Annotated in this window: 23 protein-coding genes; 6 read left to right on the top strand and 17 right to left on the bottom strand. The window is 62.2% G+C overall.

Annotation, left to right across the window (positions count from 1 at the left end):
* Positions 1–3 precede the first annotated feature (3 nt).
* From AC1DNK_RS16920 to pcaD, 11 genes are all read right to left on the bottom strand, one after another.
* On the bottom strand, positions 4–720 hold the full coding sequence (locus AC1DNK_RS16920; RefSeq protein WP_477942263.1) for an ABC transporter ATP-binding protein: 717 nt from the start codon (positions 718–720) through the stop codon (positions 4–6).
* Positions 701–1,465: an ABC transporter ATP-binding protein gene (locus AC1DNK_RS16915; RefSeq protein WP_477942261.1), complete on the bottom strand. Its 765-nt coding sequence runs from the start codon at positions 1,463–1,465 to the stop codon at positions 701–703. The genes AC1DNK_RS16920 and AC1DNK_RS16915 overlap by 20 nt, the downstream gene beginning before the upstream one ends.
* Positions 1,462–2,463, bottom strand: a complete 1,002-nt coding sequence (locus AC1DNK_RS16910; RefSeq protein ID WP_477942259.1) for a branched-chain amino acid ABC transporter permease — start codon at positions 2,461–2,463, stop codon at positions 1,462–1,464. Before AC1DNK_RS16910 ends, AC1DNK_RS16915 begins: the two co-directional genes overlap by 4 nt.
* A gap of 1 nt (position 2,464) precedes the next feature.
* Entirely contained in the window at positions 2,465–3,328 is an 864-nt protein-coding gene (locus AC1DNK_RS16905) for a branched-chain amino acid ABC transporter permease (RefSeq protein WP_477942257.1), read from the bottom strand.
* Between the two features lie 231 nt (positions 3,329–3,559).
* Entirely contained in the window at positions 3,560–4,732 is a 1,173-nt protein-coding gene (locus AC1DNK_RS16900; protein WP_477942256.1) for an ABC transporter substrate-binding protein, read from the bottom strand.
* A 128-nt stretch (positions 4,733–4,860) separates the two neighbouring features.
* Complete coding sequence (locus AC1DNK_RS16895) at positions 4,861–5,910, bottom strand: 3-carboxy-cis,cis-muconate cycloisomerase (RefSeq protein WP_477942254.1); 1,050 nt, start codon at positions 5,908–5,910, stop codon at positions 4,861–4,863.
* 92 nt (positions 5,911–6,002) lie between these two features.
* Entirely contained in the window at positions 6,003–7,172 is a 1,170-nt protein-coding gene (locus tag AC1DNK_RS16890) for an acyltransferase family protein (RefSeq protein ID WP_477942253.1), read from the bottom strand.
* 187 nt (positions 7,173–7,359) lie between these two features.
* Positions 7,360–7,974 carry a protocatechuate 3,4-dioxygenase subunit alpha gene (gene pcaG / locus AC1DNK_RS16885; protein WP_477942252.1) on the bottom strand — a complete coding sequence of 205 codons (615 nt, stop codon included), beginning with the start codon at positions 7,972–7,974 and terminating at the stop codon, positions 7,360–7,362.
* On the bottom strand, positions 7,974–8,723 hold the full coding sequence (gene pcaH, locus AC1DNK_RS16880) for a protocatechuate 3,4-dioxygenase subunit beta (RefSeq protein WP_477942250.1): 750 nt from the start codon (positions 8,721–8,723) through the stop codon (positions 7,974–7,976). The genes pcaG and pcaH overlap by 1 nt, the downstream gene beginning before the upstream one ends.
* A gap of 9 nt (positions 8,724–8,732) precedes the next feature.
* Positions 8,733–9,137 carry a 4-carboxymuconolactone decarboxylase gene (pcaC, locus tag AC1DNK_RS16875; RefSeq protein ID WP_112386671.1) on the bottom strand — a complete coding sequence of 135 codons (405 nt, stop codon included), beginning with the start codon at positions 9,135–9,137 and terminating at the stop codon, positions 8,733–8,735.
* Positions 9,134–9,943, bottom strand: coding sequence for a 3-oxoadipate enol-lactonase (gene pcaD / locus AC1DNK_RS16870; protein ID WP_477942248.1), 810 nt, complete (start codon positions 9,941–9,943; stop codon positions 9,134–9,136). Before pcaD ends, pcaC begins: the two co-directional genes overlap by 4 nt.
* Before the next feature lie 93 nt (positions 9,944–10,036).
* Here pcaD and pcaQ point away from each other — a divergent pair, with 93 nt between their 5' ends.
* Positions 10,037–10,963 (top strand): pca operon transcription factor PcaQ, encoded by a 927-nt coding sequence (pcaQ, locus tag AC1DNK_RS16865; RefSeq protein WP_477942246.1) that lies wholly within the window; start codon positions 10,037–10,039, stop codon positions 10,961–10,963.
* Between the two features lie 3 nt (positions 10,964–10,966).
* Here pcaQ and AC1DNK_RS16860 read toward each other — a convergent pair whose 3' ends face one another.
* Positions 10,967–11,614 carry an NrsF family protein gene (locus tag AC1DNK_RS16860; protein ID WP_477942244.1) on the bottom strand — a complete coding sequence of 216 codons (648 nt, stop codon included), beginning with the start codon at positions 11,612–11,614 and terminating at the stop codon, positions 10,967–10,969.
* Positions 11,611–12,192 carry a sigma-70 family RNA polymerase sigma factor gene (locus tag AC1DNK_RS16855; RefSeq protein ID WP_477942242.1) on the bottom strand — a complete coding sequence of 194 codons (582 nt, stop codon included), beginning with the start codon at positions 12,190–12,192 and terminating at the stop codon, positions 11,611–11,613. The genes AC1DNK_RS16860 and AC1DNK_RS16855 overlap by 4 nt, the downstream gene beginning before the upstream one ends.
* Positions 12,193–12,348: 156 nt before the next feature.
* Between AC1DNK_RS16855 and AC1DNK_RS16850 the strand changes: the two genes are divergently transcribed.
* From AC1DNK_RS16850 to AC1DNK_RS16840, 3 genes are all read left to right on the top strand, one after another.
* Entirely contained in the window at positions 12,349–13,131 is a 783-nt protein-coding gene (locus AC1DNK_RS16850) for an alpha/beta fold hydrolase (RefSeq protein WP_477942241.1), read from the top strand.
* 239 nt (positions 13,132–13,370) lie between these two features.
* On the top strand, positions 13,371–15,299 hold the full coding sequence (locus tag AC1DNK_RS16845) for a hypothetical protein (protein ID WP_477942239.1): 1,929 nt from the start codon (positions 13,371–13,373) through the stop codon (positions 15,297–15,299).
* Between the two features lie 28 nt (positions 15,300–15,327).
* Positions 15,328–15,546: a hypothetical protein gene (locus AC1DNK_RS16840; protein ID WP_112386678.1), complete on the top strand. Its 219-nt coding sequence runs from the start codon at positions 15,328–15,330 to the stop codon at positions 15,544–15,546.
* Positions 15,547–15,682: 136 nt separating this feature from the next.
* Here the strand turns inward: AC1DNK_RS16840 and AC1DNK_RS16835 are convergent, their stop codons facing one another.
* Positions 15,683–16,129 carry a GNAT family N-acetyltransferase gene (locus AC1DNK_RS16835; protein ID WP_442209072.1) on the bottom strand — a complete coding sequence of 149 codons (447 nt, stop codon included), beginning with the start codon at positions 16,127–16,129 and terminating at the stop codon, positions 15,683–15,685.
* A 225-nt stretch (positions 16,130–16,354) separates the two neighbouring features.
* Here AC1DNK_RS16835 and AC1DNK_RS16830 point away from each other — a divergent pair, with 225 nt between their 5' ends.
* Positions 16,355–17,230 carry an NAD(P)-dependent oxidoreductase gene (locus AC1DNK_RS16830; RefSeq protein WP_477942238.1) on the top strand — a complete coding sequence of 292 codons (876 nt, stop codon included), beginning with the start codon at positions 16,355–16,357 and terminating at the stop codon, positions 17,228–17,230.
* Here the strand turns inward: AC1DNK_RS16830 and AC1DNK_RS16825 are convergent.
* Positions 17,227–18,750 (bottom strand): adenylate/guanylate cyclase domain-containing protein, encoded by a 1,524-nt coding sequence (locus tag AC1DNK_RS16825; protein ID WP_477942507.1) that lies wholly within the window; start codon positions 18,748–18,750, stop codon positions 17,227–17,229. The genes AC1DNK_RS16830 and AC1DNK_RS16825 overlap by 4 nt on opposite strands.
* Positions 18,751–18,942: 192 nt before the next feature.
* Entirely contained in the window at positions 18,943–20,115 is a 1,173-nt protein-coding gene (pobA, locus tag AC1DNK_RS16820; protein ID WP_477942236.1) for a 4-hydroxybenzoate 3-monooxygenase, read from the bottom strand.
* Positions 20,116–20,225: 110 nt separating this feature from the next.
* On the opposite strand from pobA, the gene AC1DNK_RS16815 reads away from it, so the two are divergent.
* Complete coding sequence (locus AC1DNK_RS16815) at positions 20,226–21,107, top strand: helix-turn-helix domain-containing protein (RefSeq protein WP_112386682.1); 882 nt, start codon at positions 20,226–20,228, stop codon at positions 21,105–21,107.
* On the opposite strand, the gene AC1DNK_RS16810 is transcribed toward AC1DNK_RS16815, so the two are convergent.
* Positions 21,108–21,863, bottom strand: a complete 756-nt coding sequence (locus AC1DNK_RS16810; protein WP_112386683.1) for an IclR family transcriptional regulator — start codon at positions 21,861–21,863, stop codon at positions 21,108–21,110. It abuts the gene before it with no gap.
* Between the last annotated feature and the right edge of the window lie 50 nt (positions 21,864–21,913).

Raw genomic sequence — 21,913 nt, 5'->3', positions numbered from 1 at the left:
GCGTTAGTGCAGCCCACCCACGCCCAGCAGCCGTTCTACCACATCATGATCCGCCGACAGCGCTTCCGGCGTGCCACTCCAGGCGAGCCTTCCGCGTTCCAGTATGATGACCTGGTCGGCGAAATCGAGCGCGCTCTGAATACGCTGTTCGACCAGAAGGATGGTCATATCTCCGGTCTTGGCGAGTTCGGCGAAGGCGGCCATCAGTTCCTCGCAAATGACGGGCGCGAGGCCCTCGAGCGGCTCGTCCAGCAGCAGCACCGAGGGACGGCCGAGGATCGAGCGGGCGGTGGAGAGCATCTGCTGCTCGCCGCCGGAAAGCTGGTTGCCGAGATTGCGGCGGCGTTCTTTCAGACGCGGAAACATCTGGTAGGCTTCTTCGAGCGCTGTTTTCGGCCGTCCCTTGAGGCCGACGAAGAGGTTTTCCTCGACTGTCAATGTTGGAAAGACGCAGCGCGCCTGGGGCACGAAGCCAAGCCCCTGATGCGCGCGTGCGGCGCTAGGCATCGCCGTCACGTCGGTCGAGCCCAGCCGGATGCGGCCGTCATAGCGTTTCGTCTGCCCGGCAAGGGTGGCGAGCAGCGTCGTCTTGCCCATGCCGTTGCGGCCGAGCACGGCGAGGCGGGCGCCTGCCGGGACCGAAAAGGACACGCCTTCGAGAACGCGGGTCGGGCCGTAGCCGGCCGACAGGTTTTCCACCTCAAGCGGCGTGGCTGGCATTGGCATAGCTCCCGAGATAGGCCTCGCGCACGCGGGCATCCTTGGTGACGTCGGCGGGCGAGCCGTCGAAGATGATGGCGCCGGCGGCAAGCACGATGACGCGCCTGGCGAAGCGGAAGACGAGGTCCATGTCGTGCTCGATCATCAGCACCGCGAGATCGGCAGGCAGATCGGCCAGCGCCTGCTCGATGCGGCTGGTATCGCTCTGCGGCACGCCGGCGGCGGGCTCGTCGAGCAGCAGCACCTTCGGCTTCAAGGCCATGGCGACGGCGATCTCCAGCAGGCGCTGCTGGCCATAAGCGATCTCGCTGACCTTGCGATGCATGAGGGCAGTCAGCCCCAGCGTCTGCAGCATGCCGCTCACCTCGTTCATGACGCCGGGCATCGACAGGAAGTTTCCGAACATCCGGCCGGTCTTCCCGTCGCGCTGCAGGATGGCAAGTGCGACATGTTCGGCTGGCGTCATCTCCTGGAAAAGGCGGGTCACCTGGAAGGAACGGACCAGACCGCGTTTCACGCGCCCGGCCGCATCGACCTTCGTCACCGTCTCGCCGCCGAGGCGGACTTCGCCGGAATCGGGGGCCAGATTGCCGGTGACCAGATTGACGAAGGTGGTCTTGCCGGCACCGTTCGGCCCGATCAGCGCCACCCGGTCGCCCGGATGCATTGCAATCGACACGTCGTTGGTGACGGCAAGGCCGCCGAAAGATTTCTTCAGGTTGGCGACTTCGAACACGGCGCTCATTCGCCTGCCTCCTTGCGACGAGAGAGAAAGGCAGCAGCCGTGCCGTAGAGCCCCTTTGGTGCGAAGAGCACGACGGTGATCAAGAGTGCACCGACCATCGTCAGCCAGTGGAACGGGTTGGCGGCCGAGACATAGTCCTCGAACAGCATGAAGATGACGGTGCCGGAGAGTGCGCCAAACAGCGAGCCGGTGCCGCCGAGAACGAGCATGACCAGGCTTTCGGCCGAGAGCGTGAAGGACAGGCTGTCGAGGCCGACCACCTGCGTCGAGATCGCCGTCAGCGCGCCGCCGATGCCGGCCACCGCACCCGAGATGACATACATCTTCATCAGCGCAGCCTTCGGCGATGCGCCCATGGCGCGGATGCGCAGCGAATCTTCCTTGATGCCGCGGCAAAGCATGCCGAAAGGCGAGCGCACCAGGAGGCGAAGCAGGATGAAGACCGCGAGTAGCAGGACAAAGCCGAAGATATAGGCCGTATGCCCGTAGAGATCGAATTCGAAATAGCCGAGCACCGGATCGGCCGAAATGCCGGAGAGGCCGTCGCTGCCGCCGGTCCAGGAGGACGCCTTGTTGGCGAATTCATGGAACAGGTTGATCAGCGCGATCGATAGCACCAGCTGCGGCAATCCGTGGGCGCGCAGGATGATGGCGCCGCAGATCAGACCGGCAATCGCGCCGCCGGCGATACCGGCAAGCGTCATCAGCAGCGGATCGGTGATCCCGTAATGGGCCGAGACGATACCGGCGGCATAAGCGCCGGAACCGAAGAGGGCCGCATGGCCGAGGGTCGCGACGCCGCAATAGCCGGTCACGAGATCGAGCGACAGGACGAGCAGCGCGATGGCGATGATGCGGGTCAGCAGGGCCAGATTGTCAGGAAAGAGCAGGTAGCCGGTGGCAGCAAGGACGATGATCGCCGCAACGCCGGCGAAATCTCTGCCCGCAGAGCGGTGACGGCGTGCGGCGGCCGTGTCGGTGTTCATGGCGAACGTCATCCTATTTCGCCCTCCCGGCAAAACCGCGCGGGAAGATGCAGATGATGGCGATAACGGCGAGATAGAAGAAGAATTCGCCGAACTCAGGCATCAGGTAGCGGCCTGTCGTATCGATGCCGCCCAGCACGAGACAGGCAATCAGCGCACCGGGGATCGATCCCGCGCCGCCCACTGAGACGACGACGAGGAAGGTCACCATGTAGCGCAGCGCATAGTAGGGCTCGACCGGCAGCAGCTCGGCTCCGACGACGCCGCCGAACGCGGCAAGGCCAACGGCAACCGCGAAACTCAGCGCGTAGATGATCTCGGTGCGCACGCCGAGGGCCGCCGCCATCGATGCGTTGTCGACGGAGGCGCGCAGTTTCACCCCGAAACTCGTCCGTTCGATCGTGAACCACAGCGCGATGGCAACGCCCAGTCCGCAGACGATCGCGAAGAGGCGATGAACCGGGATGGTGCGGAAGCCGAGATCGGCCGAACCTTGCAGCCCCTGCGGCAGCGGAATGGTCTTCAGCGTCGGCCCCATGACGTAGTTGGCGATGCCGATGATGCAGAACGTGATGCCGATCGTCATCAGCACCTGCGTCAACTCGGGCGCGCCGTAAATCCGGCGGTAGAGGAAGCGTTCGATCGGGATGGCAATGATGATCGTGCCGATGACGGCGGCGATGACGCCGATGCCGTAGCCAAGCCCGAGATCGCGCACCGCGTAGGAGGCGATATAGCCGCCGATCATGGCGAAGGCGCCGTGGGCGAGATTGACGACCCGCATCAGGCCCATGGTGATAGAAAGGCCGATCGAGATCACGAACAGCACCATGCCATAGGCCAGCGCATCGACGGCTATGCTGAAGACGGTTTGCATGGGTTTGGTGTGGTCCTTGTTCTATACGAGCGGCGACTAGCAGCCCTTGCGCCGCGTGGCCCCCTCATCCGCCCTTCGGGCCACCCCGGGGTCGAGCCGCTCGTCTCGACCCGTCCTTCGGACCCCCGATGGGAGAAGGGAAATTGGAGCGCTACGGTCGCTTCCCCTCTCCCCCAGCGGGGAGAGGGTAGGGTGAGGGGGCTCACGGCACAACGTCTAAGCCGAAAATCCTTACTTCACAGCAGCAAGGCCCGGATCGCCCTGCTTTTCGAAGGTCTGGATTTCCTTGTTGATGTATTTGCCGTCGGCATCCTTGGCGACTTCGCGCAGGTAGATGTTCTGCGTGATGTGGCGGCTTTCCGGATCAATCGAGACCGGGCCGCGCGGGCTCACCCAGGCGAAACCCTTCACCGCTTCAACAGCCTTTGCCGCGTCCTGCTTGCCGCCGGTTGCCTCGATCATCTTGTAGATGACATGCATGCCGTCATAGGCGCCGACAGCCGGGAAGGTCAGTTCGGCCGGGTTGCCGATCGCCTTACCGGCGGCTTCGACGAAGGCCTTGTTCTCGGGCGAGTCGTGGGAAACCGCGTAGTGGAAGGTGGTCAGCATGCCGAGCGCGGCATCGCCGAGCGCCGGAAGATCGGATTCCTGCGTCAGATCGCCGGGGGCGAAGAGCTGGATGCCGCCGGTCTTCAGACCGTTTTCGTTGTAAGCCTTGACGAAGCCGAGCGTCGTCGGGCCGGATGGCAGGAAGGCGAAGACGCCGGTCGCGCCGGAGTCCTTGATGCGCTGCATGATCGCGCTGAAGTCGTTGGTGGCGAGCGGCATGCGGATCGCTTCCACGACCTCGCCGCCAGCCTTTTCGAAACCGGCCTTGAAGGCATTTTCCGCGTCAACGCCCGGGCCGTAGTCGCTGACAACGGAGATCACCTTCTTGACGCCCTTGTCGAAGGCGACCTGCGCCATCGGCGTCGAGGTCTGCCACGTCGTGAAGGAGGTACGCACCACGAGCGGGCTCTTGGTGACGATCGCCGAGGTCGCAGCGTTCATGATAACCAGCGGTGTGTTGGCCTGCTTCAGGATCGGGGTGACGGCCATGGCGTCAGGCGTGAAATAGAAGCCGGCCAGGTACTGGACCTTTTCCTTGACGACCAGTTCCTGGGCAAGCGCCTTCGACTGCGCCGGATCGGCGGCGGGCAGGTCGCGATAGATGACCTCGACGGTGTTGTCGCCGACCTTGCTGCCGTTGGTCGCCATATAGGCGTCGATGCCTGCCTTGAAGTTCTTGCCCTGCAGGGCGAACGGACCGGAAAACGGTCCGACGACGCCGACCTTGATCGTATCCGCATAGGCGCCCGAGCCCATGAGCATGGCCGCAACGGCGGCCAGAAGCAGCTTCTTCATTCTTTCTCTCTCCCTTTTTCGGCGTACTCCAGCGCCGTATTAGCTCGCAGCTAAAACTTTTCGCGCTAGTTTGTCATGCGAAACGGTAATGTAAAATGAAATAAATGCCAGAATTCATGATCGAACGGTTATGAATTCGCGGCGCCAAGGCTCTGGATGTTATCCGCAAGCTCGCGTGCAAGACGAAGGGCAGCCCCGGTCGCCACAACCATCTGCGGCAGGACGAGCCATTCCAATGTCCAGGCCGCGCCGGAGCGTTCCTGCTCATGGACCATCGACTGGTGGATCGCCGAGATTTGAGTGGCGTTAAAGCGCGCCAGCGCCACCAGCGTCTCGGCGGCAACAGGGTTCTGCTTGTGCGCCATGGCCGACGAGCCACCGCCGCCGCTCAGCGCAATCTCGTCCCCCGCTTGCGCCATCAGCGCGATGTCCTGGCCGAACTTGCCGAGGCTGCCAGTCACAAGCGACAGCAGTCCGGCGAATTCGGCGATGAAGGCGCGCTGGCTCTGCCATTGCGGCAGATCGGCGAGGCCGAGTTCCTGGGCGAGCGAACCGCGCACGGCGGCCGCCTTGCCGCCAAGTTTTTCCAGCGTGCCGGCAGCACCACCGAATTGCAGCGGGAAGCGCAGCTCCGTCAGCTTCTCGCGATAGGTGTCGAACGGTGTTCGCCAGGCATGCAGCCGGTCGGCAACGGTGATCGGGATTGCCGCCTGCATGCGGGTGCGGCCCATCAGAGGCTTCGCACCGAGGCTGGTTTCCAAAGCGGCAAGCCTGACTTCGATGGCGGTGAGCCGTGCCGCAAAGATGAAGGCCACGGGTTTCAGCCGCAGCATCAGGCTGGTGTCGATTACATCCTGGCTGGTAGCCCCAGTATGGACGTGAGGGCTGGTCTCGCTTGCAGCGGCGCGCAACTGGCGTACCAGCTCGGGGATGACGACGCCATCGCGGGCGGTGGCAGTGCGCAGGGCCTGGATATCGGCGGCAAAGCTTGTGCATGCGGCGGAAATGGCTTCGGCAGCGGGCGGGGGTATGACATCATGAGCCGCCTCAGCGCGCGCCAGCGCCGCCTCGAACTGCAGCATGGCGCGGATATCGGCCTCGGCGGTGAAATAGGCGGATATCTCCTCGTCACCGAGTAGGCCGGAGAGGAAGGGATGGTCGAAGGCCGTTGCGCTCACTGTCGTCTCTTCTTTCATGGCCGGCCACTGCCGCCGTATGGCGGCAGAAAGCCTTGAGCCCGTCGAGACGTCAATAGCGTTCACGCGTCAGCCTATGCCTTGGCTGGCTTCTCGACGGGCAGGATCTTCGTTTCGCTGGTCTCATCCACGCCGCGCGCCTTGGCGACGAAGGAGAACTTCTTGCGCATGCCGAGAATGGGTTTCTCGATCATGTGCCAGGAAATCACCGCCACCGCCATCGCCGCGCAGATGCCGATCGCATAAAGCGCCAGCGCTCCGGTTTTCGGAACCAGGAAGACACCCGGCGCCAAGCCGATCAGGATCTGCAGGAAGGGGTCGTGATAGAGGTAGACGCCGTAGGAATAATCGCCCTTGTGGAAGACGGAGGGCAACGGAACCGGTGTCAGCCCGATGAAGATGGTGATGTAGACCAGCGCCGGGATGACGATGATGCGGTTCGGCACCGTCTCGATCGACGAGCTGTTGAGCACGAAGACCGCGGCAATCGCAATCGCGGCGCAGACGGCAAGCAATATGCGGCTGTGCGGGATCACGTCGCGCAGCTGATAGGCAAGAATGCCGAGCAGGAAGGCAAAGACCAGCTGGGCGCCGCGGCTGACGAAGACCGTACCGAGCACCAGATTGACGCGGTAGGGCAGGTGCGGTCCCAGGGCCTGGATCAAAAGACCGGCGGCGATGAAGCCTGCAGTCAGCAGCGCCGTCTTTCGCCAGGACGAGATGATCGAGGTCATCATCAGGCCGGACATGATGATGTAGCAGAAGATCTCCCAGGGGACCGTCCACAATGCGCCGTTGACGCGATGCGTCGGGTTGTTATCGAAGACGCCCGGCAGGCTGTAGTGGATCCAGCCTATGATGTTCAGGAAATATTTGAAGAAATCGGCGCTTGAGAAATAGACGCTGAGCGCGACAGGCGTCAGCAGCGGGCCGATGATCAGGGCGCAGACGACGATATCGACGGCAAGCGCCGGCACGATACGCAGCCCGCGGTTCAGGAGGAAGTTCTTGAGACTCAGCCGCTGGGCGCTGCCTGCAATCAGGAAGCCGCTCAACGCAAAGAACATCGGCACCAGCGCATATTCCGCAAACCACAGTGGCGTGGAGCGGAAGAATTCGTCATTGCCGGTCAGTAGGAAGGAGTGCGCGAGGACAATTGAAAAAGCGAGCGCGATTCGCAAGAAATCAAAACCTGGACCGAGGCCCCTATGCGCCGCCAGGACGTGTCCGAAAGTTTTCTGCATGTTTCCACCATCAACGTTTCAGCCCGCCCGTTTCATACCGCGGCGCAGCATGAATGCCAACCCGCTTTACGCGGATGCAGCATGGAAAATACATTCCCGGTTGTATCTTGAATTGCGCGTGCTTAACGAAAGCCAGCTGTTGCCGGATTTCCGAGATCAGGCGAAAATCCAGCAGCAGTAATGCTTGTCAGATATCGAGAAAGACTGTCTCGTTTTCTCCCTGCAGGCGGATGTCAAACGCATAGGTTGCGCCATCGCGTGCGGCAATAAGTGTCGCCACGCGGTCGCGGTGCTCGATCCGCTGCAGCAGCGGGTCGGCGGCGTTGGCTTCCGATTCTTCCGGGAAATACATGCGGGTGTGCAGGCCGAGATTGATGCCGCGTGCGACAATCCAGAAGGTGATGTGCGGCGCTTGTTTGCGCCCGTCCTTGAACGGCACCTTGCCGGGCTTGATGGTCTCGAAGCTGTAGACGCCGTCCTCCGCCCGGGTCGGGCAACGGCTCCAGCCGGTGAAATTCGGATCGGCGGCGCCGCGCATTTCCGAGGGGCTGTTATAGAGCCCGGCGCTGTCGGCCTGCCAGATCTCGATCACCGCATCGCGCACCAAAGCGCCGGCACCGTCGAAGATCCGGCCCGTCACGGTGATCCGCTCGCCCGTCGTCTTGTCGTTGACCATCGCGGTGCCGAGGTCGCCGTCATAGACACCTGATATGTCGCAGAAATTCGGCGTGAGACCGATATGGACATAGGGTCCCGCGGTCTGCGATGGCGTTTCCTTGAGGTAACGGATTTCCCGGGCCATCAGTTGCCCTCCAGCTTGTTCTCGAACATCGTCGAGCGGCGGCCGCGCAGCACGATGTCGAATTTGTAGGCGCGGCTATCCATCGGAATGGTGTTGCCCCAATCCATGGGGGCGATCAGCTGTTCGATCGCCGCCTTGTCGGGGATCGTGCTGACGATCGGACACTTCCAGATCATCGGATCGCCTTCGAAATACATCTGGGTGATCAGGCGCTGCGAGAAGCCGTGGCCGAAGACCGAGAAATGGATATGTGCCGGGCGCCAGTCGTTGACGCCGTTCGGCCAAGGATAGGCGCCGGGCCGCACGGTGCGGAAATAGTATCGGCCTTCCTCGTCGGTGATCGCCCGGCCGCAGCCGCCGAAATTCGGGTCGATCGCTGCCAGATAGCTTTCCTTCTTGTGGCGGTAGCGCCCGCCGGCATTGGCCTGCCAGAACTCGACCAGCACGCCGGCCTGCGGCCGCCCGCGCTCATCCAGCACCTGGCCGTGAACGATGATGCGCTCGCCGATCGCGCTCTCGCCGGGCTTGGCATAATTGTGGAGCAGGTCGTTATCGAGTTCGCCAATCATGCCGTGGCCGAAGACGGGGCCGGTGATCTCGGAGATCGTGCCGTCGAGAGACAGCAGGGCGCGCTGCGGCGAACGCAGGATCGAGGTCTTGTATCCCGGCGCAAAGGCAGGCGGATGCCAGGCGTGGTCGCGGGCGAAAAAGGCGCCTGTTTCGGGCTTGCGGTTCGGTATGTCGGACATGGCTTCCTCTTATGCCGCCTTATCAGCGTCCATCTGTTCGAAGACCTGCTTGGCAATCTTGATCGCGTGATTGGCCGCCGGAACACCGGCATAGATCGCCACATGCAGCAGCGCCTCGCAGACATCGTCGCGGCTGGCGCCTGTATTGACTGTGGCGCGCACATGCATCGCCACTTCATCGTCCTGGCCGAGAGCGGCGAGCAGCGCGATGGTGACGATCGAGCGCTCGCGCTTGGAAAGCGTTGGGCGCGACCAGACATGACCCCAGGCGGCTTCGGTGATCAGGTCCTGAAACGGTTTGTCGAAATCCGTCGATCCGGCCTCGGCACGGTCGACATGGCTGTCGCCGAGCACGGCGCGGCGCGTCGCCATGCCCTGCTTGTAGCGCTCGGAGGCGCGCGAACTGTCACTCATGGGCTCTTTTCTCCATGCAATGCGAAATCGATGAATGCGCGAATGACTGACGTCAGCGCTTCGGGCTGCTCGATGCAGGGGATGTGGCCGGCATCGAGAATGATTTCGAAGCGCGCGCCGGGGATCAGTTGCGCCAGCGACTTGACGAGGTCTGGCGGTGTCGATCCGTCCTGAGCGCCGACGATGCAGATCGTTGGTACGGCGATGGTCTTTGCCGCTTCGGTAAAGTCGGCGTCGCGCACGGCAGCGCAGGTCGCGGCGTAGCCGGCCACCGGCTGGCGGACCAGCATGTTGCAATAGCCGTCATAGGCGGTGTTCTCAGGGCGGCGGAAGGCCGGCGTGAACCAGCGCTCCATGATCGCGTCGCACATGCTGGCTATGCCATTCTGCTCGACGGCCGCTATGCGGTTGTTCCAGCTCTCGGCCGTGCCGATCTTGTGCGCGGTGTCGCAGAGGATCAGCGCGCTGACGAGATCGGGACGCTGCTGGTAGAGCGACTGCGCGATCAGTCCGCCGACGGACAGGCCGCAGATGATGGCCTTCTTGATATCCAGCGTTTCGAGCAGGCCGATGAGATCGGACGCGTGGTCCTCGATCGAATAGGGCGTCTGGCCGACATCGGAAAGGCCATGGCCGCGCTTGTCATAGAGCAGGATGGCGAAATCGCCTGCCAGGCGGACGACGACATCACGCCAGATCCGGAAGTCGGTGCCCAGCGAATTGGCAAAGACCAGGACCGGCTTGTCGGCGGGGCCGCCGATAACCTGATAGTGAATGGCGATGTCGTTGACGCGGGCAAACTGCACTGGAAACTCCTCCGGACAGGAAATTGAATGTTTAATCTGGTTAGGTAAAATGATATTTCGTGGCTTTCCGATAACTCCGGAGTTATGTGATCGATGATCGACAGCCGCATAAAGTTCCGCCATCTGCAAACCTTTGTCGAGGTCGCCAGGCAGAAAAGCGTGATGAAGGCGGCCGAGCTGCTGCATGTCAGCCAGCCCGCGGTGACCAAGACGATCCGTGAGCTGGAGGAGGTTCTCGGCGTCGAGGTCTTCGAGCGCGACGGCCGCGGCATCAAGATCACCCGTTACGGCGAAGTATTTCTGAAGCATGCCGGTGCTGCTCTGACAGCGCTGCGGCAGGGGCTCGATTCCGTCACCCAGGAGCGTGTCGGCGACGCACCGCCGATCCGGGTCGGGGCCTTGCCCACCGTGTCGACGCGCATCATGCCGCGGGCCATGGAGCTGTTTCTCAAGGAGAATACCTGGAGCCGGCTGAAGATCGTCACCGGCGAAAACGCCGTGCTTCTGGAGCAGTTGCGCGTCGGCGATCTCGATCTTGTCGTCGGCCGTCTTGCCGGGCCGGAGAAGATGACCGGCTTCTCCTTCGAGCATCTCTATTCGGAGCAGGTGGTCTTTGCCGTGCGCGCCGGCCATCCGCTGCTGAAGACCCGGCAATCGCATTTTGCAGCGCTCGCCGATTACACGGTGCTGATGCCGACGCGGGCTTCGATCATCCGGCCCTTCGTCGAGAGTTTCCTGATCGCCAACGGTGTGCCGAGCCTGCCGAACCAGATCGAGACCGTTTCAGACAGCTTCGGCCGCGCTTTCGTGCGTGCGAGCGATGCGGTCTGGATCATCTCGACCGGCGTCGTCGCCAAGGATATCGAGGATGGGGTTCTGGCGGTGCTGCCGATCGATACCAGCGAGACGAAGGGCCCGGTCGGCCTGACGATGCGCACCGATGCGATCCCGTCTCTGCCGCTGTCGATCCTGATGCAGACGATCCGCGAGGCGGCAGACGAGGTTTCGGCGAAGACCTGACTTTTACCAGGCGAGCGCTTTGCGGCCGATCAGTGCTCCAAGCGTTGCGACGATGACAATCGCCAATCCGTACCAGACGGCAACGAAGAGTGCGCCGTCGTTCTTGCAGACGAAGGCATAGGCCGCCCCGCCGATCGTTCCGGCAAGGAATCCTGCCGACAAACCGGCGCGCAGGGGCTGCGTCGGCACGCCGCGCTTCAGCACGCCGAGAGCGGCAGCAAGCGCCGGAAGCGATAGAAGAACGATAGCGCCGACGCAGCTCGGCACCGCGCCGCCATGCCGGCCCAAAAGCGGAAAGCTGGAACCATCGAGTGCCAGCCCCATGGCGAGCACCAGGAAGCCTGGAATGAGCATCATCCAGGCAGCGCCGCCGCTGTCAGGCTCGCCCGCCCGGCGAACCAGCGCCAAGCCGCCAGCGGCCAGAATCAGCATCGTCGCGAACTTGAAGAGAAACGGCGCGCCAATCAGAACGGCAGGCAGATTGGGGCGGATGCCGAACAGGCCGAGCGCCAGCGCGATCGACAGCAGCAGTGAGAAACCGCCCGCCAGCATCAGCAGACGATCGAAGCGCAGGCCCTGCGACGGTTCCTCCTCGGCGGCTTCGCGCGCCAGGCTGCGGATCAAGGCGGATGTGTCTTGGGCGGATTTCATGATTTGCCTTTTCTTGCGTAGCCAGGCCCCGGATCGGCAAAGGCCGTCAGGCGCTGAAGCGCGCGATGCAGGGTGACGCGGACCGCGCCCTCGCTGGTCTTCAATCTCGCAGCCGTCTCGCGAACCGACTGCCCCTCGATCGCCAATGATGAGACGACGTCGCGCTGGCCGGAAGAAAGGCTCGCAAGCGCCCGGTCCATATCAGGCATGTGGCGGTCGCCCTGATCGGGTGCGGCGATGACATCCGAAAGCTCGTCGAGCGTCACGTCGCAGCGGTGGCGCGCCTCGCGGCTGCGCTTGCGCATGGCGTCGCCGATCTTGTAGCGGACGATTGCGTGCAGCCAGGGTAGGAAGGGCCGGCTATCGTCCCAGCGGTCGCGCATCATGTGCAGGCCGAGCAGGGCTTCCTGAACGATATCTTCTGTCTGGTCGGTCCCCATGCTGAGCCTTGTCAGCTTGCGGCCGACGAGCACGCGCAGCGTTCGCCCGATATCTTCGAGCAGCGCTTCGTAGGCTCCGGCATCGCCGCGGCGAGCAGCGCGCATGGCATCCGCCCAATTGTCTTCGCGAGGGGTCATGATCGTCTTTTCGCTGTTGTCAGCGTTTCGTTACATGGACTGGTGAAAAAATTGAGGCCGTCACAAAAGCGTGATAGTGTTGCGGACCTGAAATGCCGGTCGAATAGGGCTTTTGAAGCGACGTGCTTCATCACGAAACGATACGGACGTCAGATCATGAACATTTTCCAGAAGGCCGCTTTTGCTGCGGCAACATTTATTGCTGCGGTCTCTTTTGCCGGTGCCTCCTCGGCAGCCGGTGAGGCGCCGGTCAAGGCGCGCAACGTCGTGCTCGTCCACGGCGCCTATGCCGACGGCTCCAGCTGGTCGAAAGTCATCCCGCTGCTGCAGAAGGCCGGGCTGCATGTGACCGCGGTGCAGAACCCGCTCACCTCATTTGCCGACGACGTTGCCGCCACCAAGCGTGCTCTTGCCCTTCAGGACGGCCCGACCGTGCTCGTCGGCCATTCCTATGCCGGCATGGTGATCAGCGAGACGGGCGTCGATCCCAAGGTCTCGGCCTTGGTCTATGTCGCCGCCCGTGCACCTGATGCCGGTGAAGACTATCCGGCGCTTGCCGCAAAGTTCCCGGCTCCTCCCGCAAGCAAGGGCCTGGTGCATAGCGGCGGCTTCGCGCAGCTGAGCGAGGATGCTTTCGTCCATGATTTCGCGGGTGATCTGAGCAAGAAGGACGCGCTCGCGCTCTACGCCGTCCAGGGCCCGATCTCCGATACGCTGTTTTCGACCAAGACGACGCAGGCTGCGTGGAAGACAAAGCCGAGCTGGTACGCCGTTTCGAAGAGCGACCGGACGACCAATCCGGATCTCGAGCGCTTCCTTGCCAAGCGCATGAACGCCACCACCGTCGAGCTCAATTCCAGCCATGTGTCGCTGATTTCGCATCCGCGCGAGATCGCCAATCTCATCCTCGCAGCCGCCGGATATCCGGTTAAAAAATGAAGACAGCGGGGCCGGACGCGGGCTGCGTCCGGCCCCGAATAGCCGGCTCACCAACTCCCGGCTGAGCTGCGGTGGCGCGTGCGGTGCACAACAGTTGAATTTGCCCGCACATTAAGCCAAACTCATATTTCCAGGGCACTCGGCAAAAGCTTGCTTTGCCGAGCGTTATTCGTATTTTTGGTTGCATTAATATCTCGCACGAAGGATGCGAATCAGGGCGGCGCAACTCAAAGGTTGAAATGGCTTTTCTCGTAGAAACGTTTGGACGTCTGCGGCTTGCCGACGCGGAAGGCAACGATATTGCTTTCCCCGAGAAAGGCCTGCTGCTCGTCGCCTATCTGCTGACACTCGAAAAGCATGCGGCGCACCGCACGATGGCTGCCGACTTTCTGTGGGGCAATGAGGACAAGGCGATCTCGCTGTCCAACCTGCGCAAGACCATCTCGCGCATCAAGGCCCGCCAGGAGCAGCTCGGCACCGAATTCCTGACATTCACCGAAAGCTCCGTCTCCCTCGATCCATCGTCGCTGAGCGCCGACTTCGTTGCGCTGCAGGCAACAGGCGAGCCGATGGCCCGGCTGGCGAAGCTAACGAAAGCAATGGGCCAGCCTTTCCTGGGGCAGGTCAATTGCCAGAGCCACGTTTTCGATGGCTGGCTGAAGGATCAGAACTACCGCCATTCCGGCGTGCTTCAGGATACGCTGAAAGCGGTTTCTTTTCCCGTCGAAACGACCGAGGAATGGGAGGTTCTGAGGAAAGCCGGGCTTCTGGTGTTTCGCGACGAGCCGAAAGACCCGGACATGCTGCGCCTGCTGCTCGATATTTTCGATGCGCAGGAAGAGGTCGAATATATCCGCGACTATATCGAGAAGCGGAAAAATTCGATCGCGCGCGGCCTCGATGCCGTGTCGCCCGCCGTTGGCAATGGCAGCAGCAAGCTGGAAGCAAGACCGGTAGGTACCGCAGCAGGGGATGGGATCGAGGGTCTATCACTGGAAAGGGCAGGGCGCCCGGCCATTCCCCGCCTGGTGCTGCTCGCGCCGCGTAACCTCTCCAGCAATCCGCAATCGGTGATGATTGCCGCCTCGCTGATCGAGGATATCACCATCGGTTTCTGCGCCTTCAACAGTCTGCAGGTCATCGCGCCGCATTCGGCCGTACAGATCGGCCATCAGAGCGAGGATCAGGCCGCCTTCTTCGAACGGCACGCCGTCAATTATGTGCTGGAAACCCAGATCACCGGTTTCGACGAGGTCAAGCTCTTCGCGCAGCTGATCTTCTTCGACGACAACCAGATCGTCTGGGCCGAACGCTTCAGCCTCAATCAGGCCGATCTCTTGCGCGACAGGCGGGTGATCTCACGGCGCGTGGCGCTGTCTGTTTCCAGCGAGATCGAGCGGCATGAGGCGACGCGCTCCTATCTTGAGCTCAATCCGGCCGCCTACCATCAATATCTGGTTGGCAAGCAATACCTCGGGCGCCTGACGCTGCCCAACCTGCGCCGTGCGCGCAAGGAGATGCGCTCGGCGCTGAAAGCGACGCCCGATTTCGCCCCGGCGCTGAGCTCGACCGCCAGAACCTATTCGAAGGAATGGTTGCTGACGGCCCGCGGCGATATGGAACTTCTGAAGTCGGCAGAGGAATTTGCGACCAAATCCATTGAAGCCCGCAACGATCTGGCCGATGGCTACCGCGAGTTTGGTGTCGCCAAGTTGCTGCAGGGCGCTTTCGACGACAGCGCAGAGGCGATGGAAATCGCCGAAACCCTGTCGCCGCACTATGCCGACGTCATTGCCGACCATGCCGATACGCTGGTGCACTGCTCGCGCCCCGGCATGGCGTTGCAGAAGATCGAGCGCGCAATCGAGCTCAATCCGCTGAGCCCCGATCCCTATCTCTGGACTGCGGCCGGCGCCAACTACGCGCTCGGCGAGTTTTCCGCGTCGATCGACTATATCAGCCAGATGAGCGATCCCAGCCTGGCAGACAGACTTGCTGCCGCCAGCTGGGCGATGCTTGGCAACAAGGACAAGGCGCGCGTTCTGGTGCGCCGCGTCCGCGAGGCCAATCCGAACTTCGATGTCGATAAATGGTTGTCCGCCGTTCCGAGCAAGGAACAGTGGCACAAGGACCTTTATCGCGAAGGACTGAAGAAGGCAGGCTTTTAACGTCAACTCTGGAAGAGGGAATAAGAGCATGACCAAAGTTGTTGTAATCAGTGTTGAGGGTGAAAAGGGGCTCTGGGTGGCGGATCTCGGCCGTGGCACGGTCACGCCGCTGAGCGTGCCGAAGGCTGGCGCACTCGCCGAGGCTGCGGCGCTTGCCGCCAAGGGCAGCGTCATCACCAAGGGCGTCAATCTGGCCGTTGCCGTCAAGTCGGCGGATACTGTCGCGGCCGGCCACTACGACGGCTAGTCGCGCCTCAAGACAACCAGCATCAAAATCGCCGATGTGAGCAGCGAGCGGCGCTGCTCACACAGGGTGGTCGTGCGCTTTGGAGCGCTATTCCACCGGCCCGCATGGGACGCGCCGGGCGATGCCAAAAAAACCGCTACTTGAGCGGCTTCGAGTAAATCCGGTGATTGGGAGATTGCCGGTAGCTGGCTGACCGGTAGTAGTCCGCGGCGACACCCTCATTTTGCGACAGCAGCCAGGTGCTCGAAAAACCGGCTGCCAGAGCTTCTTCTTCCAGCAGCTTCAGCAGCGCTGTGCCGATGCCCTTGCCTTGATGGGCAGGCATGACGGCGATCTCCGGAATATAGAGCATGCAACCGGTTGCCGCGGTGTGCGGATAGCCTATGGCAAAACCGTGAAGATCCTCGCCATCAAGCGCGCCGACCCCGAGCCAGCCCGGTGTCGTCGACAGTTCCACCATCCGGGCGTTGGCCCGTTCGATCGTCCAGTGTTCGTGCCATGGCGCGGCACTATAGGCTTCGACGATGATGGCGGCGCCCTGAAGCGCCTGGTTTTTATTGATCCGCTTGAAAACGACTGTCATGGCCACTGTCTAACGAAGCACCAAGGGCGATGCTGATGAATATTATGAGCGCCGGTCCTAAACAACTGGTTGCTGTATTTTTTACCGCTCAATTGTGGTCTAAAGTTGTGAATGGTGCCGTTCTACACGTCTTTTCCCGGTGCCGCGACAATTTGACGGAGCACTAATCTTCAAGACGAAGCGATCGCCGCCTGCCATTGTCGCCTATCGGCGATTGGAGGGCACATGCGCATAGGCTTCATCGGTCTCGGGATCATGGGGACGCCCATGGCCCTCAATCTGGTGCGATCGGGGCGCGACGTCATCGTCTGGAACCGCTCTGCGGAAAAGGCAGCCGTTGTCGAAGCTGAAGGCGTCGAAGTGGCGGCAAGCGTCGCGGCCCTTTTCGCCAGCGCTGATGTGATCATCCTGATGCTGGCGACGGATGTGGCAATCGATGCGGTTCTGCAGCGCGGAACCCCTGCCTTTGCCAGCCTCGTTGCCGGGCGCACCCTCGTTCACATGGGCACCACGGCGCCTGATTATTCAAAGACACTGGAAGCGGACGTGCTTTCAGCAGGAGGTGCCTATGTCGAGGCGCCGGTCTCAGGATCGCGTGTTCCGGCCGAGGCTGGCGAGCTTGTGGCCATGCTGGCCGGAGCGCCCGAAGCAGTGGAAATCGTGCAGCCCTTGCTTCAGCCGCTCTGCCGCGATGCGATTGTCTGCGGCGTGGTTCCCAATGCTTTGTTGATGAAATTGGCGGTCAACATCTTCCTGATCTCGACTGTGACAGGTCTTGCCGAAGCCGCGAATTTCGCCGCCAGCCACGGCCTCGACATGCAGCTCTTCAAGCGGATTGCCGACGGCGGCCAGATGGCGAGCGGCATCTCCAGGCTCAAGAGCGCCAAGCTTGCCGAAGGCGATTTCTCGCCGCAGGCCGCGATCTCCGACGTGCTGAAGAACAATCAGCTGGTTGTCGAGGCCGCACGGCGCTTGGGGATAGCTTCACCACTGCTCGATGTCTGCCGCGCGCTTTATGCCGAAACAGAAGACATGGGTCTCGGAGGGCTCGACATGGCTGCCGTTATCAAGGCGATCGTCGCCCGCGCGGCGAAATCCTAGGCCGGTTTCTCCGTGGGTTTTTCCACGGCCGCCAGCGCTTCCATCAGCGCCGCCTTGACCTTGCTCCTCTCGCCGGGCTCCAGCTGCGACATGTTGAGGTGGAGATCCAGACCGGCAAAATGCTCGCTCATCACCCTTGAATGACCGTCGTTGCCGACAAGCAGGCCCTGCACCTCGTACGGCACGATATCGCGCTGGATACCTTTCATCGTAATCGGCGCCAGCGGTACGGCGTCGACGATATCCTCCACCAGCGCATAGGTTTCATAGCTCATGACGATCTTGCCGCCCTCGGCGATCGATTGCAGTCGCGCCGCCAGATTGGCCTCGGCGCCGATGATCGTGTAGTCCATGCGATCGGTGCTGCCGAAATTGCCGACATTGCAATAGCCGCTGTTGATGCCCATGCGCACGATGAAGGGCTCGGCCGTACCGTCGCGTCGCCATTTCGCCTTCAGTTCGCCGAGGCGTTGCTGCATATCAACGGCCATGCGCAGACAGGCTTTTGCATCTTCTGCCGCCCCCTTGGTTTCGGGGTCGCCGAAGAAAACCAGGATCGCGTCGCCGATGAACTTGTCGACGGTGCCGCCATGTCTCAGCGCGATCTTCGACATCTCCGTCAGATATTCGTTCAGCATCTCCGTCAGCGCTTCCGGCTGCAGCCGCTCGGTGGTTGCGGTGAAATCCTTGATATCGGAAAAGAAGATCGTCAGCCGCTTGCGCTCGGTCTGGATGACGACGTCGCGCTGGCCGCTGAAGATGCTCTTGTAGATCTGCGGCGAGAGATAGCGCGAGATCTTCAGCGAGATGCTGGCCAGGAACTCGTTGGTGGATTCGAGATCGCGGTTGAAGGCGTGCAGCACCGAAGCCTGGCGGCGCTGCATGACGATGAAGGACGCGCCAAGTACCGCGACGCAGATGAAATAGGCGAGCAGATATTTGAAGGCAAAGACATTGGCCGCAAAGGGCTGACGGATGATCACTTCCTGAATGCCTCTGACATCGCCTACCTTCCAGTCGGTCTTCGGGCTCTCCGGATGGGTGTTGTGGCAGGCGACGCAGGCAGGCCCCATCAGCACGGGCGTGACGAGACGGAAGATATTGGTGAAGCCCGAACGCTTGTTCTCCGTCATCGTCTGCTTCGGATTGGTGCGAAGCGCGGTGAGCGCATCGCTCTCGAATTTGTCCAGATCGTGCGATGCCCGGTTTTTGAAGGGAAGATCGGAGACGAAGCGGTAGGTGATATTCGCCTGCTGCTCCTTGATGACGTCGCCGAGTTCCAGCGATAGCGTCGCCGGTATCGGAATGGCGCCGGGAATATTGGCGTAGTTGTGGGAGAGGACCGTCCCGTTTTCCTGGCCGGCCGCGTGGGCTGCGAGAATCCGGCCGACGACGTTGGTCGAGTAATAGGAGCGGATACTCGTGATCAGCGAGCTCATGTCCTGCGCCTGCCGGTGCACGGCATCGCGCGACAGTGTGCTGACATCAAGCCAGGCCGCAAGCGGCAGGCCGGCGAGCATGATCAGCGTCACCAATCCGATCAGATGCGCGTTCTTGCGCGCTGTCGATATTTCCTTTTCCCGCGTCGCCACGATCTGCCCCACCCGCTGATCGATATCAAAACCCAAGGGTGACAGGATCGGCCATCGTATTTCAGTTGTCGAGCATATTCATCGGTGGGCCGCCTTCCGTGGATGGCGGAAGGCGTGTCGTCAGTAGGGCGACCCGACATAGTTTTCGGCAAGCGCGGTCGAGGCGGCGGTCGAATGGGTCAGATAATCGAGTTCGGCTTCCTGGATCCTCTGGCCGAAATCGCCGGTATCCGGGAAGCGGTGTAGCATCGTCGTCATCCACCAGGAGAAGCGAACGGCTTTCCAGACGCGCGACAGGGCGCGCTGCGAATAGACATCGATCCCGGCGCTTGAATGCTCGGCGTAATATTCGGCGATGCCGGAGAACAGGTAATGGACGTCGCTCGCGGCGAGATTCAGCCCCTTGGCTCCGGTCGGCGGCACGATATGGGCCGCGTCACCGGCAAGGAACAGCCGCCCGAAGCGCATCGGCTCGGCGACGAAGGAGCGCAGCGGCGCGATCGATTTCTCGAAGGACGGTGCCGTCTGCATCGCCTCGGCGTGATGGGCAGGCAGGCGGCGGCGCAGCTCGTCCCAGAAACGCTCGTCGCTCCAATCCTCGATCTTCTCGTCGAGCGGACACTGGATGTAATAGCGGCTGCGGCTTTCCGATCGCATCGAACAGAGCGCAAAGCCGCGCGGATGATTGGCATAGACGAGCTCGTGGCTGACAGGCGCGACATCGGCCAGGATGCCGAGCCAGCCGAACGGATAGATCTTCTCGAAGGTGCGGATCGCCTTCTCCGGCACCGCCTTGCGGCTGGCGCCGTGAAAGCCGTCGCAGCCGGCGATGAAATCGCAGTCGATGCGGTGCGTCACGCCGTCTTTGTCATAGGTAACGTAGGGCGCGGCACCGTCGAAATCGTGAGGCGTCACATTGGCCGCTTCGTAGATCGCCAGCGCGCCGCTCGCCTCGCGATGTTCCATCAGATCACGGGTCAACTCCGTCTGGCCATAGACCATGACGCGCTTGCCGCCGGTCAGTCCATGGAGATTGATCCGGTGATCCCTACCATCGAAGGCGAGCGAAAAACCGTCATGCGGCAAGCCATCGGCATGCATGCGCGCGCCGGATTTCGCCCGGTCCATCAGCCCGACGGTACCCTCCTCGAGCACGCCAGCGCGAACACGGCCGAGGATATAATCCTTGGCGGCGCGGTCGAGGAGGACGTTGTCGATCCCGGCATCAGTCAGCAGCTGGCCGAGCAGCAGACCGGCGGGGCCTGAGCCGATAATGGCGACTTTGGTGCGCATGGTTCCTCCTTGCATCCTCTTGCCCGGATTTTGCGGAACGCGGTGGCCCGCAGCAATGGACATTTCGCGCCAGAAATTGCACTTATCGAACGTGGCAGGAGGATGCGGCCATGACGAAATTCGTCCCGACCTATGAGCTCTATGGCGAGAACACCGGCAGAAATCCCGATTTCTGGCTGCATTGCGAGACGATACCATCGCGCAGCAGCTTGCATCATTGGGAGATCAAGCTGCATCGCCATGAGAGCTTCTTTCAGATCTTGTACATCAGCGCCGGATCCGGCGATGCGATCTTTGGCGCAGAGCGGCATGAGATCACGCCCAACACGGTGATCACCGTGCCGCCGGGGCTGAACCATGGCTTCCGGTTCTCGAAGGATATCGACGGCTTCGTCATCACCGTGCTTGCGTCGCATCTGAAGGCGCTGCCGGGTGGCCGCAGCCCGCTTGGCGAATGGCTTGCCCGCCCGCATCTGACGAGCCTGCACCGGGACGATCCGGACGCAGTCTATGCCGGGCAGACGCTCTCACGCCTTGGTGCCGAGTTCGCGGGACGTGGCAGTGGCCGCGCCGATCTGCTGGAAGCCTATGTGACGATCGCGCTGCAGCTGACGATGCGGCTCTCCGGCAGTGATGCCGGGCAGGCTGGCGACGAAAACGGGCGGCGGATGGAATTGCTGAACGGCCTGATCCAGCAGCATCTGAGATCCCACCGGCCGGCCGCCTTCTATGCCGGTGAGCTCGGCGTCTCCGCAACGCATCTGAACCGCATCGTCAAGGCAGCGACCGGGCAGGGCACGCATGAGATGATTGCGCATCGCCTGACCGATGAGGCCAAACGCGAGCTGGTCTTCACCTTCGGCAGTGTCCAGGAAATCAGTTACCGGCTCGGCTTCGCCGATCCCGCCTATTTTTCCCGCTTTTTCCTGAAGCAGACGGGCGAGACGCCGCGGGCCTGGCGGATTGCCGAGCGGGCGAAGCTCGGCATGTGATCAGCGCAGGACCAGGCGAAGGGCGGCCTGTGTTTCCTTCAGCAGCGGCAGATAGCGCGCTGCCATCTCCGACGCTGCAACATGAGCGGCGGGGGCGCCGATGTTCAGCGCGCAGATCAGCTGGCCGCGATCGTTTTCCACCGGTACGGCGATCGAGCACAGGCCGAGCTCCAGTTCCTGATCGATAACCGCATAGCCCTGAGCGCGGACGCGCTGGAACTCGGCGATCAGCCTTTCGGGATCGGTGATCGTGCGCGGCGTACTGGCCTTGAGATCGCTGCGGGCGAGAACGGCGCGCGCCTCGGGCTCGGGCAAGGCGGCCAGCAGCACGCGGCCCATCGAGGCGCAATAGGCGGGCAGGCGGCTCCCCGGCGTCAGGTTGATCGACATCACCCGCTTCTGCGAGGCCCGTGCGATATAGAGGATCTCGGTGCCGTCGAGCACCGAGGCCGAGGCACTCTGCCCGGCCTTATCCGACAGCTGATCGAGATGCGGCTGCAGGATGGCGGGCAGCGGCGTCGCCGAGAGATAGGCGTGGCCGAGGCGCAAAACCTTCGGCGTCAACGTGAAGAACTTGCCGTCGTAATCGGCATAGCCGAGTTCGGAGAGCGTCAGCAGCGAGCGCCGCACCGTTGCGCGGTCGAGGCCGGTCAGCTTCGCGGCATCGGTAATCGATAGCCGCTGATGCATCTCTCCGAAGGCTTCGATGACCTTCAGGCCTCTCGCAAAGCCGCTGACGAAGTCCGTTTCGCGCATTCGATCCGGTCCAGAATCTCTGTTGCTGGCTCGATCGAGCCTAGCGGTTT

This window comes from Rhizobium sp. 01N424 (genome assembly GCF_056399485.1).
The sequence above is the reverse complement of the archived record's forward strand: the minus strand, read 5'-3'. Positions and strand labels throughout refer to the sequence as shown.

Excerpts from the sequence above, each read along its gene's own strand:
- AC1DNK_RS16855 (WP_477942242.1), bottom strand. The coding sequence starts at position 12,192 with ATGACCCCTCGCGAAGACAATTGGGCGGATGCCATGCGCGCTGCTCGC.
- AC1DNK_RS16890 (WP_477942253.1), bottom strand. The coding sequence starts at position 7,172 with ATGCAGAAAACTTTCGGACACGTCCTGGCGGCGCATAGGGGCCTCGGT.
- pcaG (WP_477942252.1), bottom strand. The coding sequence starts at position 7,974 with ATGGCCCGGGAAATCCGTTACCTCAAGGAAACGCCATCGCAGACCGCG.
- AC1DNK_RS16835 (WP_442209072.1), bottom strand. The coding sequence starts at position 16,129 with ATGACAGTCGTTTTCAAGCGGATCAATAAAAACCAGGCGCTTCAGGGC.
- AC1DNK_RS16905 (WP_477942257.1), bottom strand. The coding sequence starts at position 3,328 with ATGCAAACCGTCTTCAGCATAGCCGTCGATGCGCTGGCCTATGGCATG.
- AC1DNK_RS16830 (WP_477942238.1), top strand. The coding sequence starts at position 16,355 with ATGCGCATAGGCTTCATCGGTCTCGGGATCATGGGGACGCCCATGGCC.
- pcaC (WP_112386671.1), bottom strand. The coding sequence starts at position 9,137 with ATGAGTGACAGTTCGCGCGCCTCCGAGCGCTACAAGCAGGGCATGGCG.
- AC1DNK_RS16850 (WP_477942241.1), top strand. The coding sequence starts at position 12,349 with ATGAACATTTTCCAGAAGGCCGCTTTTGCTGCGGCAACATTTATTGCT.
- AC1DNK_RS16900 (WP_477942256.1), bottom strand. The coding sequence starts at position 4,732 with ATGAAGAAGCTGCTTCTGGCCGCCGTTGCGGCCATGCTCATGGGCTCG.
- AC1DNK_RS16915 (WP_477942261.1), bottom strand. The coding sequence starts at position 1,465 with ATGAGCGCCGTGTTCGAAGTCGCCAACCTGAAGAAATCTTTCGGCGGC.
- AC1DNK_RS16845 (WP_477942239.1), top strand. The coding sequence starts at position 13,371 with ATGGCTTTTCTCGTAGAAACGTTTGGACGTCTGCGGCTTGCCGACGCG.
- AC1DNK_RS16860 (WP_477942244.1), bottom strand. The coding sequence starts at position 11,614 with ATGAAATCCGCCCAAGACACATCCGCCTTGATCCGCAGCCTGGCGCGC.
- pcaQ (WP_477942246.1), top strand. The coding sequence starts at position 10,037 with ATGATCGACAGCCGCATAAAGTTCCGCCATCTGCAAACCTTTGTCGAG.
- AC1DNK_RS16840 (WP_112386678.1), top strand. The coding sequence starts at position 15,328 with ATGACCAAAGTTGTTGTAATCAGTGTTGAGGGTGAAAAGGGGCTCTGG.
- AC1DNK_RS16810 (WP_112386683.1), bottom strand. The coding sequence starts at position 21,863 with ATGCGCGAAACGGACTTCGTCAGCGGCTTTGCGAGAGGCCTGAAGGTC.
- pcaH (WP_477942250.1), bottom strand. The coding sequence starts at position 8,723 with ATGTCCGACATACCGAACCGCAAGCCCGAAACAGGCGCCTTTTTCGCC.
- AC1DNK_RS16920 (WP_477942263.1), bottom strand. The coding sequence starts at position 720 with ATGCCAGCCACGCCGCTTGAGGTGGAAAACCTGTCGGCCGGCTACGGC.
- AC1DNK_RS16910 (WP_477942259.1), bottom strand. The coding sequence starts at position 2,463 with ATGACGTTCGCCATGAACACCGACACGGCCGCCGCACGCCGTCACCGC.
- pobA (WP_477942236.1), bottom strand. The coding sequence starts at position 20,115 with ATGCGCACCAAAGTCGCCATTATCGGCTCAGGCCCCGCCGGTCTGCTG.
- AC1DNK_RS16825 (WP_477942507.1), bottom strand. The coding sequence starts at position 18,750 with ATGCTCGCCGGCCTGCCGCTTGCGGCCTGGCTTGATGTCAGCACACTG.
- AC1DNK_RS16815 (WP_112386682.1), top strand. The coding sequence starts at position 20,226 with ATGACGAAATTCGTCCCGACCTATGAGCTCTATGGCGAGAACACCGGC.